This is a genomic window from Nitratireductor aquibiodomus NL21 = JCM 21793, assembly GCF_000615975.1.
In the GTDB taxonomy this organism is placed as follows: domain Bacteria; phylum Pseudomonadota; class Alphaproteobacteria; order Rhizobiales; family Rhizobiaceae; genus Nitratireductor; species Nitratireductor aquibiodomus.
On the sequence record NZ_BAMP01000084.1, the window covers coordinates 1 to 18153 of the forward strand.

Annotated in this window: 19 protein-coding genes and 4 pseudogenes; 11 read left to right on the forward strand and 12 right to left on the reverse strand. The window is 62.0% G+C overall.

Translation table 11 applies throughout. The features are described from left to right. On the forward strand, nucleotides 1-548 hold a 548-nt coding region (locus tag JCM21793_RS18305), incomplete at its 5' end, for a M20/M25/M40 family metallo-hydrolase (protein ID WP_025031285.1). Here JCM21793_RS18305 and JCM21793_RS28910 read toward each other — a convergent pair. After that, nucleotides 517-1118: pseudogene (locus JCM21793_RS28910) on the reverse strand (TetR/AcrR family transcriptional regulator). The gene JCM21793_RS18305 and the pseudogene JCM21793_RS28910 sit on opposite strands and share 32 nt — an antisense overlap. 87 nt (nucleotides 1119-1205) lie before the next feature. Between JCM21793_RS28910 and JCM21793_RS18320 the strand changes: the two are divergent. After that, nucleotides 1206-2000 (forward strand): crotonase/enoyl-CoA hydratase family protein, encoded by a 795-nt coding sequence (locus JCM21793_RS18320; protein ID WP_025031287.1) that lies wholly within the window; start codon nucleotides 1206-1208, stop codon nucleotides 1998-2000. A 9-nt stretch (nucleotides 2001-2009) separates the two neighbouring features. Here the strand turns inward: JCM21793_RS18320 and JCM21793_RS31550 are convergent. After that, nucleotides 2010-2884, reverse strand: a pseudogene (locus JCM21793_RS31550) (LysR family transcriptional regulator). Between the two features lie 167 nt (nucleotides 2885-3051). Between JCM21793_RS31550 and bla the strand changes: the two are divergent. Then, nucleotides 3052-3936, forward strand: coding sequence for a class A beta-lactamase (bla, locus tag JCM21793_RS18330; RefSeq protein WP_025031288.1), 885 nt, complete (start codon nucleotides 3052-3054; stop codon nucleotides 3934-3936). 23 nt (nucleotides 3937-3959) lie between these two features. On the opposite strand, the gene JCM21793_RS18335 is transcribed toward bla, so the two are convergent. Next, a complete protein-coding gene (locus JCM21793_RS18335; protein ID WP_007007316.1) occupies nucleotides 3960-4439 on the reverse strand; it encodes an Lrp/AsnC family transcriptional regulator in 480 nt (159 codons plus the stop codon). 144 nt (nucleotides 4440-4583) lie between these two features. On the opposite strand from JCM21793_RS18335, the gene JCM21793_RS18340 reads away from it, so the two are divergent. After that, nucleotides 4584-5597, forward strand: coding sequence for a 1-aminocyclopropane-1-carboxylate deaminase (locus JCM21793_RS18340; protein ID WP_025031289.1), 1014 nt, complete (start codon nucleotides 4584-4586; stop codon nucleotides 5595-5597). Nucleotides 5598-5609: 12 nt separating this feature from the next. Here JCM21793_RS18340 and JCM21793_RS18345 read toward each other — a convergent pair whose 3' ends face one another. From JCM21793_RS18345 to JCM21793_RS18360, 4 genes are all read right to left on the reverse strand, one after another. After that, complete coding sequence (locus tag JCM21793_RS18345; protein ID WP_086008133.1) at nucleotides 5610-5936, reverse strand: type II toxin-antitoxin system PemK/MazF family toxin; 327 nt, start codon at nucleotides 5934-5936, stop codon at nucleotides 5610-5612. Next, nucleotides 5927-6205: a hypothetical protein gene (locus JCM21793_RS18350; RefSeq protein WP_210164483.1), complete on the reverse strand. Its 279-nt coding sequence runs from the start codon at nucleotides 6203-6205 to the stop codon at nucleotides 5927-5929. The genes JCM21793_RS18345 and JCM21793_RS18350 overlap by 10 nt, the downstream gene beginning before the upstream one ends. A 70-nt stretch (nucleotides 6206-6275) precedes the next feature. Then, a complete protein-coding gene (locus tag JCM21793_RS18355; protein WP_025031292.1) occupies nucleotides 6276-6983 on the reverse strand; it encodes an RES family NAD+ phosphorylase in 708 nt (235 codons plus the stop codon). Further along, nucleotides 6980-7393, reverse strand: coding sequence for an MbcA/ParS/Xre antitoxin family protein (locus tag JCM21793_RS18360; protein ID WP_007007312.1), 414 nt, complete (start codon nucleotides 7391-7393; stop codon nucleotides 6980-6982). The genes JCM21793_RS18355 and JCM21793_RS18360 overlap by 4 nt, the downstream gene beginning before the upstream one ends. 203 nt (nucleotides 7394-7596) lie before the next feature. Between JCM21793_RS18360 and JCM21793_RS18365 the strand changes: the two genes are divergently transcribed. The 6 genes from JCM21793_RS18365 (at nucleotide 7597) to JCM21793_RS18385 (ending at nucleotide 13114) form a co-directional block, all read left to right on the forward strand. Next, a complete protein-coding gene (locus JCM21793_RS18365; RefSeq protein WP_007007311.1) occupies nucleotides 7597-8346 on the forward strand; it encodes a GntR family transcriptional regulator in 750 nt (249 codons plus the stop codon). Nucleotides 8347-8418: 72 nt separating this feature from the next. Further along, complete coding sequence (locus JCM21793_RS31555) at nucleotides 8419-9102, forward strand: N-acetylmannosamine-6-phosphate 2-epimerase (protein WP_036540809.1); 684 nt, start codon at nucleotides 8419-8421, stop codon at nucleotides 9100-9102. Beyond that, the gene (locus JCM21793_RS31560; protein WP_036540806.1) at nucleotides 9099-9968 is read left to right on the forward strand and encodes an ROK family protein; all 870 of its coding nucleotides are present in this window, start codon (nucleotides 9099-9101) and stop codon (nucleotides 9966-9968) included. The genes JCM21793_RS31555 and JCM21793_RS31560 overlap by 4 nt, the downstream gene beginning before the upstream one ends. A gap of 14 nt (nucleotides 9969-9982) precedes the next feature. Further along, a complete protein-coding gene (locus JCM21793_RS18375; protein WP_025031293.1) occupies nucleotides 9983-11314 on the forward strand; it encodes an extracellular solute-binding protein in 1332 nt (443 codons plus the stop codon). A gap of 112 nt (nucleotides 11315-11426) precedes the next feature. After that, complete coding sequence (locus tag JCM21793_RS18380) at nucleotides 11427-12293, forward strand: carbohydrate ABC transporter permease (RefSeq protein WP_025031294.1); 867 nt, start codon at nucleotides 11427-11429, stop codon at nucleotides 12291-12293. Continuing rightward, nucleotides 12293-13114: a carbohydrate ABC transporter permease gene (locus tag JCM21793_RS18385; RefSeq protein WP_025031295.1), complete on the forward strand. Its 822-nt coding sequence runs from the start codon at nucleotides 12293-12295 to the stop codon at nucleotides 13112-13114. The genes JCM21793_RS18380 and JCM21793_RS18385 overlap by 1 nt, the downstream gene beginning before the upstream one ends. Here the strand turns inward: JCM21793_RS18385 and JCM21793_RS18390 are convergent, their stop codons facing one another. From JCM21793_RS18390 to JCM21793_RS28915, 5 genes and pseudogenes are all read right to left on the reverse strand, one after another. Next, nucleotides 13115-13330, reverse strand: a complete 216-nt coding sequence (locus JCM21793_RS18390) for a DUF4287 domain-containing protein (protein WP_025031296.1) — start codon at nucleotides 13328-13330, stop codon at nucleotides 13115-13117. It abuts the gene before it with no gap. Between the two features lie 83 nt (nucleotides 13331-13413). Beyond that, a complete protein-coding gene (locus JCM21793_RS18395) occupies nucleotides 13414-14529 on the reverse strand; it encodes an ABC transporter ATP-binding protein (RefSeq protein ID WP_025031297.1) in 1116 nt (371 codons plus the stop codon). 4 nt (nucleotides 14530-14533) lie between these two features. Next, a complete protein-coding gene (locus JCM21793_RS18400; protein WP_025031298.1) occupies nucleotides 14534-15412 on the reverse strand; it encodes a carbohydrate ABC transporter permease in 879 nt (292 codons plus the stop codon). Continuing rightward, nucleotides 15409-16286: pseudogene (locus JCM21793_RS26910) on the reverse strand (carbohydrate ABC transporter permease). Before JCM21793_RS26910 ends, JCM21793_RS18400 begins: the two are co-directional and overlap by 4 nt. Before the next feature lie 216 nt (nucleotides 16287-16502). After that, nucleotides 16503-17758: pseudogene (locus JCM21793_RS28915) on the reverse strand (ABC transporter substrate-binding protein). A 249-nt stretch (nucleotides 17759-18007) separates the two neighbouring features. Between JCM21793_RS28915 and JCM21793_RS28920 the strand changes: the two are divergent. Further along, a partial coding sequence (locus JCM21793_RS28920; RefSeq protein ID WP_155983480.1) for a LacI family DNA-binding transcriptional regulator occupies nucleotides 18008-18153 on the forward strand: 146 nt, incomplete at its 3' end.

An 18153-nucleotide genomic window follows, 5' to 3' on the forward strand; every position in this document is an offset into this window, starting at 1 on the left:
GCCGGCCGAGCCATGCCGGCTGGGCGCTCAAGGATGGCCGCTCCGCCATCGCCGCCATGGCGCGCAAGGTGCTGGAGATCGAAAGCATGACAGGCGAGGACTGCACCTTCTCGGTCGGTGTGATCCATGCGGGGCAATGGGTGAATTGCGTGTCGTCCACCTGCGATGCGGAAGTGCTTTCCATGGCCAAGCGCCAGGCCGATCTCGACCATGGCGTGGAGCGCATGCTGGCGCTTTCGGGCGAGGAAAACGACGTGGTGATCGAGGTGACGCGCGGCGTGACGCGGCCGGTGTGGGAGCCGGATGCCGGCACGATGGCGGTTTATGAACTGGCGCGCGGCATTGCCGGCGAAATCGGCTTCGAGCTGACCCATGCCAGCGCCGGCGGCGGCTCGGATGGCAATTTCACCGGCGCGCTCGGCATCCCGACGCTCGATTCCATCGGCGTGCGCGGGGCGGGGCTGCACACGCTCGGCGAATATATCGAGACCGACAGCCTGGTGGAGCGCGCGCAGCTTATGGCGGGGCTTTTGACACGGCTGACATAAAACCCTTTCCGCGCAGCAACGCCGCAGCCGCCTCGCCGGCGCTGCGGATATAGGCCGTGTGTGATGCACGAGCATGGTGGAAAAGGCGCCGTCGAGCAGAAGCAGGACATGGCGCGCGAGCTGCGGCGCGTGGTCGGGCTGTTCGGCGGCAATCACCTCGGCTAGCCAGGCCTCAAGCCGCTTCTTGTGGGCCGAGGCCTGCTTCACCGCCGGGTGGCCCGGTGTCTCGACCAGTTCGGCCGCCGTGCGCAGGAAACCGCAGCCCTTCCAACGGCGGCTTGCTGCACCTTTGGCGATGTTGTCGAAGATGGCGCGGATGCGCTCGGGAAGCGGACCCTCCGCCTGCGCAAACCATTCGGCGAAGAGGTCGAGATTGGGCTGGTCGCGGGAGGCGAGATAGGCGGTGACCAGATCGTCCTTGCTGCGGAAATGATAATAGAGCGTCTTCTTGGTGAGGCCCGCCTTCTCGGCCACCGTGTCCATGCTGACGGCGCGCACACCCTTGCCATAGAACAGGCGGCTGGCCGTTTTGACGATTTTTTCCCGGGTTTGTGCGGCGTCTCTGGGCATGGCAATCTACACTGACTAGTGAGTTTATATAATTGGTGTTTGATGTTAGCCCGGATGCAGGTTTCTGCAAAGGCATCGGAGGATGACATGTCGACCAGCACAGTGCTTTTTGAGAAGCGCAGCCAGATCGCGCTGCTGACGCTCAACCGGCCACAAAAGCTCAACGCCCTGAACTACGCGACCAATGACAGGCTCATGGAGCTGCTGGATCAGATCGAGCAGGATGAGACCATCAAGGCGGTGATCCTGACAGGGGCGGGGGATCGGGCCTTCTCGGCCGGCGGCGACATCCATGAGTTTTCGCAAAGCATCAAGGACGGCGTGGATGTGGCGATGCGCGATTTCGTGCGGCGCGGGCAGGCGATGACGTCGCGCATGGAGGCGTTTCCGAAGCCCATCATCGCGGCGGTGAACGGGCTTGCCTTCGGCGGCGGCTGCGAGATCACCGAGGCCGTGCATCTGGCGATCGCGAGCGAGCGGGCGCTCTTCGCCAAGCCGGAGATCAACATCGGCATCCCGCCCACCTTCGGCGGCACGCAGCGCCTGCCAAGACTGGCCGGACGCAAGCGGGCACTCGAATATCTGCTCACGGGCGATCCCTTCTGCCCCGAGCGCGCGTGCGAGGTGGGCATCGTCAACCGGGTCGTTCCCCATGAGACGCTTCTCGACACGGCCTTCGAGCTCGCCGGACGCATCACGCGCCATTCACCACTGGCGAGCGCGCGTATCCTCCATGCGGTGACGCGCGGGCTCAACACCACCATTGCGGAGGGGCTGCAGATCGAGAGCGAACAGTTTGCCAGAATGGCTGTGACCCGCGACGTGCATGAGGGGCTCGGTGCGTGGATCGAGCGGCGGACGCCGCGCTATGAGGGGCGGTGATGCCGCGGTTCAGGTGGCGCGCGCACACTCGCTAATGACCCATTGCCGGAAACGCGCCATCGCGTTTGTCTGCGGCCGGTCCGAGTGCCAGGTGAGGTAATAGCGGCCGGCAGAGACCATCGTGCCGAAGGGCTGAACCAGCCTGCCCTCGGCGATCTGGCGGGCAAACATGGCAACCGGCAGAAGCGCGACGCCCGCGCCCTCAGCGGCAAGCTGCGCCAAGGCGATGGAGGAATCCAGCACCGGGCCGGTGACGGGCGGGCAGGGTGTGCCCGCCGCCTCGAACCAGCCGGGCCATTCGGCACTGCGATAGCTTCTTAAGAGAACCATCTGGGCCAGATCCGCAGGCTCCGATAGACGCAGCGCGAGGGACGGCGCGCAGAGCGGCGCCATGGGTGCTGCGACAAGCGGGACCGCATCATTTCCGGTCCAGCTGCCATTGCCGAAGCGGATCGCCATGTCGAGCCCTTCACGCAGAATGTCGACGCGGTTGTTGTTTGTGGAGATGCGCAGGTCGACCTCCGGATGGGCGTTCTCGAAGGCGGCAAGCTGGGCAACAGCCAGCCGAGCGCGAAGGTGGTGTTCACGCCGATCTTCAGGAGCTCCACATCGCGCCGCCCGGTGATGCGGGACAGCGTGCGGGCAATGCCGTCGAGCCCGTGTTCCAGCACGGGATAGAGGAGGCGCCCCTCATCGGTCGGCACTAGCCCGCCGGACGCCCGCAGAAAAAGCGCGACGCCGAGCCTATCCTCCAGCCGGGCGATCTGGTGGCTGACGGCGGCCTGCGTGACCCGCAGTTCCTCCGCCGCCCTGGTGAAACTGCCCTGCCGCATGGCGACCTCGAACACGCGCAGCGCATTGAGCGGAATATCGGCTCTGTCCATTGATATTACTTTATCTAATGATGTCCCTGATCATTTGTCGTTTGCGGGGCAAAGGCAAGCCGAAATATAGGGTTGTCATGACATTGTCTGATGTCATGCAAGGGCATTGCGGGGCTCCTCCGCCGGCTGACAGGCAAACGCCAGCCGGCATGAACAAGGAACAAGACATGCGTAAACTGACATCTGTTCTGTCGCGCTTCGCGGCAGGGCTCGCGCTCGGCCTGTCGCTTTTCGGCCCCGCCAGCGCAGACGAGGGCGCTGCGACGCTCTCCCAGACAGTCGAGCGAATTGAAAGCACGCTCGGCGCACGGGTGGGCATCGTGATCCGCGACACCGGTTCGGACTGGCGCTGGAGCCACCGCGCGGAAGAACGGTTTCTGATGAACAGCACGGTGAAGGCGCTAATTTGCGGCGGCGTGCTTGCCGAGCTGGACAAGGGAATGTTGACCCTCGATCAGACCCTGCCCATTCGCCAGTTCGATATCGTTTCCTATTCGCCGGTGACCCAGAAGCATGTGGGCAAGGCTATGTCGATCGCAGATCTTTGCCTTGCTACACTGGACATCAGCGACAATGCGGCAGCGAACCTCCTGATCGGGAGGCTGGGCGGACCGAAGGCGGTCACCGCCTTCCTGCGCAGCATCGGTGATCCCGTCAGCCGCCTCGACCGGCTGGAACCGAAGCTCAACGCCTTTGCGCCCGGTGACCCGCGCGACACGACGACGCCGGCAGCCATGACCGAAACCTGGCATGCCCTGCTCCTGGGCGATGTGCTGAAACCCGCCTCGCGCACGCAACTCATTGAATGGATGAGCCATGGCGGCGTGACCGGCGCCCTGATGCGCGCCTCCCTGCCGAAAGACTGGGCGATTTCCGACAAGTCCGGCGCGGGAAGCCACACGCGCAATCTGGTGGCTATGGTGACGCCGCCCGGGCGCGCGCCCTTCCTCGTCTCAATCTTCATTTCCGACACGGATGTGGATTTTGAAACGCGCAATGGGGCGCTGAAGGATGTCAGTGCAGCCATCGTGGACGTGCTGAAACGCCGATAGGAACGATACGGACGGCGCGGCGCTCAGAAATCGAGTGCAGCGCCGTCCACCACCTCCTTCATGACGAAAAAGGTGCGCGTCTGGCGCACGCCGGGCAGGGCGATCAGCTGGCTGCCGTGCAGCCGGTTGAAATCGGCCATGTCGCGCACCCGGATCTTGAGAAAATAGTCGAAATCGCCAGCCACCAGATGGCAATCGAGAATGAAGGGCAATTTGCGGATCGCCGCTTCGAAGGCGGAAAAGCTCTCCGGCGTGGAACGGTCGAGAACCACACCAACCATGACCAGGGCCCCGCGCCCGACCGACTGCGGAGCGACCACCGCATGAACACCGCGCACATAGCCCTCCCTGAAAAGCCGTTCGGTGCGGCGGTGGCAGGTGGCGGCACTGACGCCGACAAGCTTTGCCAGATCGGCATTGCTCAGCCGGCCATCGCGCTGCAGATGCCGGAGAATGCGCATGTCGGTGCGGTCAAGATTACTCTCGATGGAAGATTCTTCCATTCAGAATCCTATCGAATTGGAAAATGGATCAGCTATTAGGTCACGTCTGCGATTCATAAGCAATCTGATGCTTAAATCTGAAAGCACATTCCGCAATTTCTCGGCTAGGCTCGCCGCAGATCAGACATCATCGAAAGGCCTGCCATGCTGGAGAAATTCGAACGCTATCCGCTCACTTTCGGCCCCACGCCCATTGAAAAGCTGGAGCGCCTTTCCGCGCATCTGGGCGGCGGGGTTTCGCTCTATGCCAAGCGGGAGGACTGCAATTCCGGCCTCGCCTTCGGCGGCAACAAGCTGCGCAAACTGGAATATATCGTGCCCGATGCGATTGCTTCAGGTGCCGACACGCTGGTTTCCATCGGCGGCGTGCAATCGAACCACACGCGCATGGTTGCAGCGACGGCGGCGAAGATCGGCTTCAAATGCCGGCTGGTGCAGGAAAGCTGGGTGCCGCATGAAGATGCCGTCTATGACCGGGTCGGCAATATTCTCTTAAGCCGCGTGATGGGTGCGGATGTCGAAATGGTGGACGAAGGGTTCGACATCGGCATCCGCGAGAGCTGGGAAAACGCGCTGAAAGACGTGGAAGCGAAAGGCGGAAAGCCCTATGCGATCCCCGCCGGCGCCTCGGTGCATAAATATGGCGGCCTCGGCTATGTGGGTTTTGCCGAAGAGGTGCGCACGCAGGAGAAAGAACTCGGCTTCACCTTCGACTATATTGTCGTCTGCACCGTGACGGGCTCCACGCATGCCGGCATGCTGGTCGGGTTTGCTGCTGACGGGCGGGCGCGCAAGGTGATCGGCATCGATGCGTCCGGCACACCGGACCAGACCCGCGCGCAGGTGCTGGAGATCGCGCGCAACACGGCGAAGCTGGTGGAGCTCGGCCGCGAGATTGCCGATGACGATCTGGTGCTGATCGAGGATTACGCCTACCCCGCCTATGGCGTGCCCTCGGAAGAGACGAAGGACGCCATCCGCCTGTGCGCGCGGCTTGAAGGCATGATGACCGACCCGGTCTATGAGGGAAAATCCATGCAGGGCATGATCGACCTGGTGAAGAAGGGATTTTTTCGCGAAGGTTCGAAAGTGCTCTACGCGCATCTCGGTGGCGTGCCGGCCATCAACGGCTACAGCTATGCCTTTCGCAACGGGTGAGGGGAGAGGGGGTTATACCCCCAGAAAACGCGCAAGCGCCTGATCCACCTCCGCCAGCAATGGTGTCTCGATATGGCCTATGCGGCGTCCGAGCTTCGCCACCGGCACGGCCGCGGGCTTGTCGACCATGATCTGCGAGACGGCCCTGAGGCCGTTTTCCTGCGAGGGCGCGACGGTGATGCGGAAAAGCGGCCATTCATGCACATCGCTGGTGATCCGCAAAACCACCACAGACGGCAATTCGGCAAAGGCATCGTCCTGCACGACAAGCGCGGGGCGCGGCTTGCCATAATCGCCGGCGACAGCGATGGTCACCAGATCCCCGCGCCTTATTTCCATTCGTCACCAAAGGAAGATAGATCGTCTTCCAGCTCACGCATGACCGCCGCCTCGTCGGACGAGACCCGGCTGGCAGCGGCGGCTTCACGTGCCTGCCGCGCGGCCTCCTCCTCAAACCGGCGGCGCCTGTCCTGTTCGATCTTCTCAAGAGCGAGACCGCGCATCAGCGCACCGAGAGATTTCCGGTCTTTTCTGGCAAGACGCGCAAGCGCATTCTTCGTCTCACCATCAATGCGGAAGGTGATCGACTCTTCTTTCTGATTTTGCATTCGCGGCATGGCACGTCCCTAGGGTTAGGACATTTGATCTTGCAAGATGTAAGACATTTTTGCGTACTTTTCAAACGATCCGGAACACCGCGCCACTGCCGGCATCGCGGTAGAAATCCACACGCTCGCCATTCCAGTGATAGTCGATGTGACGGCCCTGCACGGGGCTGGCCGCGCTGTCCGGATAAAAGAGGCCGGCACATTCGCCGCCCGGATGGCGCACGCTTGGATAGGCAATGCCTTCGGAGCCGGCTGCGCGCAGAGCAAGGGCAAGCGCCTGCGCCTCGGCATAATTGTCAGGGGCGAGTGCTGCATCAAAACCGCCACCACGCAGATCGTGGAGCTCTGCCTTCACGTCGAGCACGATCTCGCGGAACTGGGAGGTCCAGCCGGCGGGCTCGCCCGTTGCCGCCATGAAGCGGGCATGGTGGTGGATGGTTTCGAACAGCGCGGTCTCGAAAGAGGCCGCCACATAGAGGACGCCAAAACGTCCATCGCTGAAGCGGCTCGGCCGGTCCGGACTGACATGGGTGAAGGGCGCCATCAGAAAGGAGGCCCCCGGCCCCGACACGCGCCGCGCAGGCGGCACGAGATCGAGCTTGCCGATGGTTTCCATGATGCGCGGATTGGTCTTCTGCTCGGCGGAAATGAGCAGAGGCCAGTCGGCTGGATCGGCAATATCCTCGAAGAGGTCGATCGGGGGATAGATGCTGCGGATGATGCGCACCGCGCCACGCCAGTCGATGGAGGCGAGGGGCGGCGTGTCACTGCCGGTCACCAGCCACCCCGCTCGGCATCGAGATAGCGGCGCACGCGCATCAGGTCGGTGAGTTCGCCGCCCAGCATGATGTCGAGCGCGGTGTGGCCGGCGAAGGCTTCATTGGGCCGGGAGATCCAGCGATAGGCGCGCTGGGGCTCGCGGAAGATGAGACGCAGCGCCTTGTGGATGCCAATCATGTTCGAAAGCCGCGCCCGGCCATCACGGTCGATGCGGCCAGGCCCTTCCGCTTTCCAGCGCCGATAGGTGCGCAATGGCAGATCGAGCAGGATGGCCGCCTGCTCATCGGTGATCTCCCACAGCCGGAAGAGATTGACCGTGGCGCGAAACATCGCCGCTGCCTCGTCATCCGTTATCGGTGCGGGGCGGAATTCCTGAGTTCGGGTATCGACCGGCTGCAACTGCGCCATGCTTTTCTCCTTTTGGCATTAAATAATATAGATAATGCCATTTGGCAACTTATCCGATGGAAACAGGCCAACCACATGGACCGCATGGGCCTCATGCACCCGGTGGGATGACGGCACCAGATGAGGGAAAAAATAATACCAGTTCAAAACCTGTGAAAAATCTGCCATGATGGACAGGCAAGGACAGGCCAGAGGAACCCGAGATGGAAGAAGCGGCAATTCTCGACTTTATGCGTGGGCACATCGCGCGCGGCAACAGCGCCGAACCGCTCTATCGAAGGGTCGAGATGGCGCTGGCGGAAGCCATTCATTCCTCGCGGCTGAAACGGGGGGCGGTGATCCCCAGCGAGCGCACGCTGTGTGCTGCCCTATCCATGTCGCGCGTCACCATACGCCGCGCCATCGAGGATCTGGAACGGGAGGGGCTTTTGCACCGGCGGCACGGCGCGAAGACGGTGGTTTCCTCACGGCTGGAAAAGTCGCTCTCCACCATGACCAGCTTTTCCGAAGACATGCGCTCGCGCGGGCTGGAGCCCGGCTGTATCTGGATTTCCAAGGAAACCGCGCGCCCTTCACCCGCCGAGATGATGGCGCTGGGCATTTCGGGTGGCGACCAGATCGCGCGTCTGAAGCGCATCCGCACCGCCGACGACATGCCCATCGCCATCGAAACGGCGGCTCTGCCCGTGCGGTTTCTGCCCAAACCCGCAGCGGTTGGCGCATCACTCTACCAGGCGCTGGAGGCACGCGGTGCCATGCCGGTACGCGCGGTGCAGCGCATGCAATCGACGCCGATCACGCCGGAAGAGGCGCGTCTGCTCGAGGCGCCTGCCGACACCAGCCTGCTGGTGGTGGAGCGCCGCTGTTTTCTGGAAGACGGGCAGATCGTGGAATTCACGCAGACCAAATATCGCGGCGACGTCTATGATTTCGTGATCGAGTTGCACCGATAATACCAGTTTAAAACTGGTTGTTATCTGGTATTTGATCTGCCTATGATGCCCTGTGCAAACGGGGGAGAAAGCGTGACAGACAGCATTCAGTCGCTTGAGAACGGTCTGATCGTCTCCTGCCAGCCGGTGACAGGCGGGCCGATGGATACGGCACCCTTTGTCGTGGGCTTCGCGCTGGCCGCTCTTGCAGGCGGCGCGCAGGGATTGCGGATTGAATCTGCCCCTTATGTGAATGCCGTGCGGGCGGCGACCGACGCGCCCATCATCGGGCTCGTGAAGCGGGATCTCGGCAATTCGCCTGTGCGGATCACGCCGTGGATCGAGGATGTGGAGGCGCTGGCGGCGGCAGGGGCGGATGTGATCGCCTATGACGCAACACAGCGCGCGCGGCCGGTGCCGACGGCCGAGCTCGTCAAGCGTATTCATACAGCGGGAAAGCTCGCCATGGCCGATTGCTCCGTCATTTTCGATGCGCGGCAGGCGCTGGATGAGGGAGCCGAAATGGTGGGCTCGACGCTTTCGGGCTACACGGGCGGACCGGAGCCGACGGAGCCCGATCTCGACCTGATAAGCGCTATGCGCGCGCTGACCCCCTATGTGGTCGCTGAAGGCTGCATCCGCCAGCCGCACCATGCGAGCGCCGCGCTCCAGGCCGGCGCGCGGCTGGTGGTGGTCGGTTCGGCGATCACGCGCCCTGAACATGTGACCTCGTGGTTCCGTGCCGACATGGACGAGGCGGTGGGAGCGGGCGCATGAGCGACAGGGAAACGGTTCTGGCGCTCGATATTGGCGGGACGAAAATGCTCGCCGCCCTCGTGCGTGGTGAGACCGTTGCCGATAGCCTGACCATGCCGACCCCGAAAGGTGAGGGCGGGCCTGCCGAATGGCTTGAGGCGCTGTTTGCCGGAATCGCGCACTGGCAGGGTGCTTATGACTGCGTTGGCGTGGCGGTGACAGGCATTGTCGATGACGGGCTCTGGTCGCCGCTCAACCGCAGGACGCTCGACATTCCAGACCGGTTTCCGCTGTTGCAGACGGTGGTTGGCCTTTCGGGAAAACCGGCCATCGCCGCCAATGATGCGCAGGCCGCCGCATGGGGCGAATATCGATATGGTGACGGTGAGGGGGATCTCGTTTTCCTGACGATATCTACCGGCATTGGTGGCGGCGTCGTTCTGGACGGCAAGCTGCGGACCGGGCTCGCCGGCCATTTCGGCCTCACACAGGGGCAGGATTTCGATGGCGCGCTTGAAGATCATGTCTCAGGGAATTTCATTGCCGCCGAGGCGGCGGCGCATCAGCCGGGCGCGAGTGCGCGTGAAGTTTTTGCGGCAGCGGAGAAAGGCGAGAGCTGGGCCGAAGCCATTCTCGATCTTTCGGCACGGCGCGCGGCCATTTTGTGCCGCAACATTCAACTGACCTTCGACCCGGCGCGCATCGTGATCGGCGGTGGCATCGGGCTGGCGCCGGGCTACCGGGCGCGCATCGAGGCGCATCTTAACGATGTGCCGGAAAGGCTGAGGCCCCGGCTTGTGCCGGCGAGGCTCGGCGACAAGGCCGGCGTGGTGGGGATCGCCGACCTGGCACGTGAAACCAAGACCCAAAACCAGACAAACCAATAAATGGGAGAATGACAATGAAACCTGTTGCACGATTTGCCGCCGCCCTTCTGGGCAGCGTTTTTGCCGCCGGCCTTTATGCCGGGGCGGCCAATGCGGAAGTGACCGTGCTCGGCTGGCCGGGCGGCCCGGAAGAAACGGCGCTGCGCGCTGCCGCCGACGCCTATAACGCCAAGGACGATGTGAGCGAAGAGAACAAGGTCGAGCTTCTGTTCTTCAACCGCGACGGCTTCTGGGACAAGTTGCAGGCGGACCTTGCCGCAGGCTCGGACGCGTTCGATCTCAACCTACTCGCCACCTATTCCATCGGCCGTTACGCGCCCTTCATGGAGCCGGTGGAGCTTTCCGACGAGGCGCAGGCGCTTTATGGCGATGCCGTGCTTTCGACCATGCAGTTCGACGGCAAACAGTATGGTGTGCCGACCGACCTTTCGCTCCATTTCATGTATTACCGCAAGGACCTGATCGACGCGCTGATGAGCGATGACGATGCCAAGGCGCGCTATGCGGACATCAGCAAGGAGCATCTGGGCACGGCGATGGAGCCGAAGAACCCGGATGATTGGACCTGGGACGATTATGCGGCGACCGCGCTCTATTTCACCAAGGCGGTGAACCCCGACAGCCCGACGCGCTATGGCACGGTTCTGCAGATGAAGAACCTGCTCTTCAACATCATGGTGTGGCAGTCGACCGCGCGCTCTTATGGCGGCGACTGGATGGATGCCGATGGAAAGATCACGGTCGACTCGGAGGCATTCCGCAAGGGGCTGGAGCTCTACAAGAAGCTGTATGATGCCGGTGCGACGCCGCGCGATTCCCTTTCCTATGAATTCGCCGAGGCGAATGCCGCCTACGCGGCGGGCCAGGTGGCGGCCATGGTGCAGTGGAACGCTGCGGCAGCCGACCTGACCAATGCGGAAAAGTCCCCCGCCGTGGGCGAGGTGACGGCAACGATTGCGCCGCCAGCGGGCCCGGAAGCCCGCGCCACGCATATTCATGGTCTGGGGCTTGGCCTCAACAAGAGTGCCGAAAACAAGGAGGGTGCGAAGGCCTTCCTGAAATGGCTCTCGACCGAGGAAGCCGCCCTGATCTACGCCCGTGCGGGCGGTGCGCCCGCGCTCTCGGCGGATGCGGTTTCGGCTGTTGCGGAAGAGCGGCCGGACCTCGTGCAGCTGGGTGAATATGCCGGTGCCTATGGCTACGTCATGAATGGCGGCGCATCGGCCAACGCGCTTGCGATCTACGAATTGCAGGCGAAGGAGTTCACAGGCTACTGGTCGGGCCAGCAGGATCTCGATACGGCGTTGGCCAATGTCGAGAAGGGCATGGCGGATCTCCTGAAGTAAGGCTGGTGCTGGCCCCTCATCCGCCTGCCGGCACCTTCTCTCCGCTTGCGGGAGAGGGTGAGGGGCCGATGCCAAGCATCGAACCGATCTGAAAACCAGACCAAGACGCACCATGGAAACGACCCATCGCCTTGAATGGACGCTGCTTGCGACGCCGCTGATGGCGTTTCTGCTGGTGTGTCTCGGCTTCCCGGCCATCGTGAACCTGATCTACTCCGTCTCCGACATCAGCTTTGAGACGCTGCGGAGCCCGGAGATTTCAGGGCTTGGCAATTTTGCCGCCGTGTTGACCGACAGCGGTTTCTGGCGGGCCAACTGGTTTTCGCTGCGCTTCGGTCTGCTGACGGCCATTCTCGAATGCCTGATCGGGCTGGGGCTCGCCGTCTTTCTCGCGCCGCTCTTCAAGGATCGTAGCTGGCCGATTGCCATCTTGATGCTGCCGCTGATGGTGGCACCGGCGCTGATGGGGCTGATGTATCGGCTTGTGTTGCATGAATTCGCCGGACCGGTGCCGCATTATCTGTGGGCGTGGTTTGGCAACAGCCCGGCGTTTCTGGGACCGAACTCGGCCTTCTGGACGCTGATTGTGGTCGAGACGCTGCAATGGACGCCGTTTGCATTTCTGCTTTTTCACATGGCCTATCAGGCGATCCCGGAGGAGCTGCGGGAGGCCGCATCGATCGACGGCGCGACGGGGTTCGCCCGCTTCTGGCGCATCGAACTGCCCTTGATGCTGCCGACACTGGCGGCGGCGCTTCTGATCCGTTTCATCGACGGGTTTCGCGTGTTCGACAATGTCTATGTGCTGACCGGAAGCGGGGCAGGGGGCTCCACCACCTCGCTCTCGATCTATATCTATGAAGCCTTCTTCAAACAGGCAGCCATCGGCAAGGCAGTGGCGGCGTCGGTGATCCTGTTTGCCGTGTCGTTTGCCGTGCTTTACGGCCTCAACCGCCTTGCAAGGCGCAGGAGACGATGATGCTCAACGCGATCCGCTGGGCCGTGTTCGCCCTTGCCGCCTTTGCCATGAACTTTCCGCTTATCGTCACGCTGGTAACGTCGTTCAAGAGCGCGCGCGAAATCTCCACCAATCCCGGCCTTTGGATCAACGCGCCGACGCTGGAAAATTACGCGACAGTGCTGACGGTTTCCGACCGTCTGAATATTTTCCTATACCTTACCAACAGCTTCGCCGTGGCGGCCATGGGCACGCTTCTGGCCGTGGCGCTGGCGCTGCCGGCGGCCTATGCCATCGTGCGCGGGCGGTTTGGTGAAAAGACGCTTCTGCCGTTGATCGTGAATCTGCGGGCGGTGCCGCTCGTCATCTTCGCCATACCCATCTACATGATGTTCCAGTTCATGGGCCTGCTCGACACGCGGCTGGGCCTGGGGCTGGTGATGACCATCGTCAACATTCCGCTGGTCTTGATCATCCTCGTCAACGCCATTTCGGACGTGCCGTTCGAGCTGGACGAGGCGGCGATGATCGACGGGGTGAGCCGTACGGGCATTCTGTTCAAGATCGTCGGCCCGGTGTGCCGGCCGGCCCTTGTGACGAGCATGATCTTCGGTTTCATCACCGCGTGGAACGAGTTCCTGTTCGGCCTGATGCTGACCACCTCGAAAGCGGTTCCGGTGACGGTCGGCGCGTCGTTCTTCTTCGCAGCGTCGGGCGGCGGCGTTCAATGGGGCGTGGCAGCGGCGGTGATGATGGTGGGCGCCCTGCCACCCATGCTGCTCGGGCTCGTGATGTATCGCAAGATCAGCGGCACGATGATGGCAGGAGCGGTGAAGGGGTAGTCAGGACCCGTTCTTTGCCCGGTGGAAGGCGACAAGCGCATTGGCATGGCCGTGGCCGAGGCCATGCTCGGATTTGAGCTCCGCCACCATCTCCATATGTTTCTTGCCGCCCATTTTATCGATGACGGACAGCCAATGATCGATTGGCTGCCCATAGGTCTTTTCGATGGACGGGAAATAGGAAGCGGGGCCTTTCACTTTTGGCTTTTCCGGCATGGCGTTTCACTCCTGCAGGCTAATGTATGCGCCTTAACTGCAAGACGATTGAAACATCCGGTTTCCGACATACCCAGCCAGATTCACCCGATCCGCTCTTGCGTCTGCGGGTCGAACAGCACCGCCTTGTCGAGATTGAAGGCGAGGCGGGCGGTCTGGCCGGCGGAGATGGGTGCATCGGCGCGAAGCCGGGCGACGATCTCACGGCCGCCGAGCCGAGTGACCGCGAATGTGTCGGAACCGGCGGGCTCGATCACCTCGATCTCGCAGTCAAGTTCGCTGACCTGCCGGGCATTGCGGTCGGCGCTGTCGGGGTCCGTCAGCGCTTCAGGCCGGATGCCGAAGACCACCTCCTTGCCGTCGCGGCCTGCAAGCGCGCCATTCGTTCCAGCCATCGGCAGGGTCAGGGGCGCGCCATCCTCGCGCTCCATGACAATGGCGACATCGCTGCCATCGGCTTTCACCTTCGCCGGGATGAGGTTCATGGAGGGCGAGCCCATGAAATCGGCAACGAAAAGATTGTTGGGCCGGTTGTAGATCTCGGCCGGGGTGCCGAACTGCTGAAGAACGCCGTCTTTCAGAACGGCGATCTTGGTGGCCAGTGTCATCGCCTCGATCTGGTCGTGCGTGACATAGACGATTGTCGTGCCCATGCGCTGGTGCAGGCGCTTGATCTCGGTGCGCATGTCGACGCGCAGCTTGGCGTCGAGATTGGAAAGCGGTTCATCGAACAGGAACACCATCGGATCGCGCACGAGCGCCCGGCCCATGGCGACACGCTGGCGCTGACCGCCGGAAAGCTGGCTCGGCTTGCGGTCGAGCAACGCGCCGATCTGCAGCGTTTCGGCCACTTTCGCAATCGCCGTGTCGCGCTCCGCCTTGGCAATGCCACGGATTTCCATGCCGAAGCCGATATTCTCGGCCACGGTCATGTTTGGATAGAGCGCATAGGACTGGAACACCATGGCGATGTCGCGCTGCGAGGGGTGGAGATCGTTGACCACCTTGCCATTGATGCTGATCGATCCGCTGGTGATGGGCTCAAGCCCTGCGATCGTGTTGAGCAGGGTGGACTTGCCGCAACCGGACGGGCCGACGAGCACCAGGAAGCCGCCCTCTTCGATTTCGAGGTCGATGCCCTTCAGCACATCCACCTTGCCGAAGGATTTTCTGAGAGTGTCGATCTTTAGAAAGGCCATGGGCTTATCCTTTGACGGCGCCGGCCATGAGGCCGCGCACGAAATAGCGTCCGGAGACGATGTAGACGATCAGGGTGGGCAGGGCGGCAAGGATCGCGCCGGCGAAATGGACATTGTATTCCTTCACGCCGCCCGACGAAGACACGAGGTTGTTGAGCGCCACCGTCATCGGCTGGGAATCGAAATCGCCGAAGGAAACGCCGAACAGGAAGTCGTTCCAGATATTGGTGAACTGCCAGATGACCGTGACCACGATGATGGGCGCGGAGGAGGGCAGGAGAATGCGCCTGAAAATCTGGAAGAAGCCCGCGCCGTCGATCTGCGCCGCGCGGATAAGCTCCGTGGGGAACGCCGCATAGTAATTGCGGAAGAAGAGCGTGGTGAAACCGAGGCCATAGACCACGTGGATCAGGACCAGTCCCTGTGTCGTGCCGGCAATGCCCAGAAGCCCCAGAATGCGCGCGGCTGGAATGAGCGCGATCTGGAAGGGGATGAAACAGGACAGAAGAATGAGCCCGAAGACGAGGTCATCGCCCCTGAAACGCCATTTGGTGAGCACATAGCCATTGAGCGCGCCCAAAATGGTGGAGATGGCCACGGCGGGCACCACCATGAGGATGGAGTTGAAGAAATAAGGTTTCAGACCCGTGGGCTGCACGCCCACCTGCGCGCTCGACCAAGCCTTGGCCCATGGCTCGAAGGTGAAGACATCGGGCAGGGCGAGCATGTTGCCCTGGCGGATCTCGTCGAGCGGCTTCACCGAATTGACCAACATCACGTAGAGCGGCAGGAGATAATAGACCGCAAAGACGATGAGGACGGAATAGATTGCGGCGCGGGCAAGCCTGTTGCCGCTGACGCCTGCGGTTTTCTCAGCGCTCATCTCTGCCCCCCCGGTTTCAGTTCGGAATAGAGATAGGGATGATGATCGAGAAGATCATCACCAGCATGATGATGGCTGACGATGCACCAATGCCCATCTGGTTGCGGGTGAAGGTGTAGGAATACATGAAGGTGGCCGGCAGTTCAGTGGCCTGACCGGGGCCGCCGCCGGTGAGCGCGATGACGAGGTCGTAGGACTTGATCGCCAGATGCGCGAGCACGACGAAGGCCGAGAGGAAGACCGGGCGCATCATGGGAATGATGATGCGGCGATAGATGGTGACATTGGACGCGCCATCCATCTGCGCAGCCTTGATGATCTCGCTGTCGACGCCGCGAAGGCCCGCAAGAAACATGGCCATGACAAAGCCGGACGACTGCCAGACGGCGGCGATCACCACCGTGTAGATGGCCAGTGTGCGGTCCTTGATCCAGGCGAATTCGAAGCTTGCCCAGCCCCATTGATGCATGGTGTTTTCAAGCCCGATGCCGGGATCGAGAAACCATTTCCACGCCGTGCCGGTGACGATGAAGGAGAGCGCCATCGGGTAGAGATAGATGGGGCGTAAGAACCCTTCGCCACGGATTTTCTGGTCGAGCAGGATCGCCAGAAAGAGACCGAGCACGGAACAGATGATGATGTAGAGCGCACCGAAGATCGCCAGATTGGTGAGCGCCCGCCACCAGTGGCGCAAATTCCATAACTTCTCGTAGTTCTCGAACCCGACGAAGCCATAGGACGGCAGCATGCGCGAATCCGTCATCGACAGGTAGAACGTGTAGAGGATGAAGGCGTAGACGAAGATCAGGATCAGCGCCATGCTCGGGCTGAGCACCAGGCGCGGGATGATCTCCTGCAGACGATTACGGTTCATTCTGGTTTTCCGTGTTCAACGGTGTGGGGTGGTTGCACCCCCTCTGTCCTGCCGGACATCTCCCCCTCAAGGGGGAGAGATTGGCAGTTGCAACCACGGCCCCATCTACTCCCATCTACAGCTGGCGAAGCCATAGATGCCATCCAGTCTCCCCCTTGAGGGGGAGATGCCTGGCAAGGCAGAGGGGGTACGCCTGTGCCCCTGATGCTGCCGCCGTTACTGCGCGGCAGCGACGGCGTTCTGAAGCTCTTCGACGGCCTCTTCAGACGTCAGTTCGCCGTTGAAGTGCTGCGTGACCACATCGTTCACCGCGTTTTTCACTGCAGCCGGTGCGCCGTGGCCATGGGCCATGGAGCCGAACAGACCACCGCCGGCATTGGCCTCGGCCAGATCGGCCATGCCCTTCTTGCCGCAGTCGTCGAACGCTTCGTTCGGCACGTCGGTGCGCGCGGGCACGGAACCCTTCACCACGTTGAAGGCGGACTGGAACTCGGGGTTCATCACGGAAGACGCCATCATCTGCTGCGCCTTCTGCTTGTCTTCGCCGACCTGGAACATCACGAACTGGTCGGAGTTGAAGGTCACCGAGCCCTGGGTTCCGGGGAAGCGGATGCAGACGAAATCCTCGCCCGGCTTCTTGCCGGCCTTGAGGAACTCGCCCTTGGCCCAGTCGCCCATCATCTGCATGCCACCCGTGCCTTCGATGACCATGGCCGAAGCCAGGTTCCAGTCACGGCCGGAGAAATTGTCGTCGACATAGGTGCGCAGCTTCGCCATGCGGTCGAAGGCTTCCTTCATCTTGTCGGAGCCGAGCGCCTCCGGGTCGAGATCGTTGAGCGCGGCCTTGTAGAAATCATTGCCGAGCGAGAGAACGACGGCCTCGAACACCGTGGCGTCCTGCCATGCTGACCGCCATGGGCGAGCGGGGTGATGCCGTTTTCCTTCATCTTGTCGAGAACGGCGACGAGCTCTTCCCAGCTCTCCGGCGCCTTGCCGCCGGCGGCATCAAGCGCGGCCTTGTTGATCCACACCCAGTTTGTCGAGTGGACGTTCACCGGCGAGGCAATCCAGTTGCCGTCATATTTGGAGAAATTCTGGAGGGCAGCAGGCACGACGTCGGCCCAGCCTTCTTCCTCGGCGACAGCGTTCAGATTGGCGACAACGTCCTGTTCGGCCCAGTCGATGATGTCGAAGCCAAGCATCTGCACGGCCGTCGGCGCGTTGCCTGCGGTGACGCGGGCGCGCAGCGCGGTCATGGCAGCCTCACCGCCACCACCGGCGACCGGCATGTCCTGCCAGGTGACGCCCTTGGATTCCAGATCTTCCTTGAGAACGTTCAGCGCGGCGGCCTCGCCGCCAGACGTCCACCAGTGCAGAACCTCAACCGTGTCCTCGGCCACGGCATTGCTGCCGGCGGCCATGGAAAGAAGGGCAGTGCCCGCCGCCAGCGCGGCGAATTTGCGAATGGTCATGATACTCCTCCCAATGGGATCGCTTGCTCCTTTGCGATCTATCTATTTATAACGTTATAAATCCCATACAGGTCAATCAGATTCTTGCCTGTTTGACGGGAGGAGATAAAACATTGAAAACCAAGGGGAATTTTTCCGAGTTTTTCACCTCATCCGTGTGGAAACATAAATTTATATCGATTGAAATGACGGTTTTTGGCGAATCCGGCGCCATCGAAGGCCGTTCAGCGGCAACCGGGAGGAGATGACATGGCGCGCCGATCAGACCGCCCCACATTGCGGACCATCGCGGAGATGACGGGCCTTGCCGTCACCACCGTTTCCCGCGCGCTGCTCGATGCGCCGCAGATCGCATTCGAGACGCGCCAGCGCGTGCAGCGCGTGGCCCGCGAGAT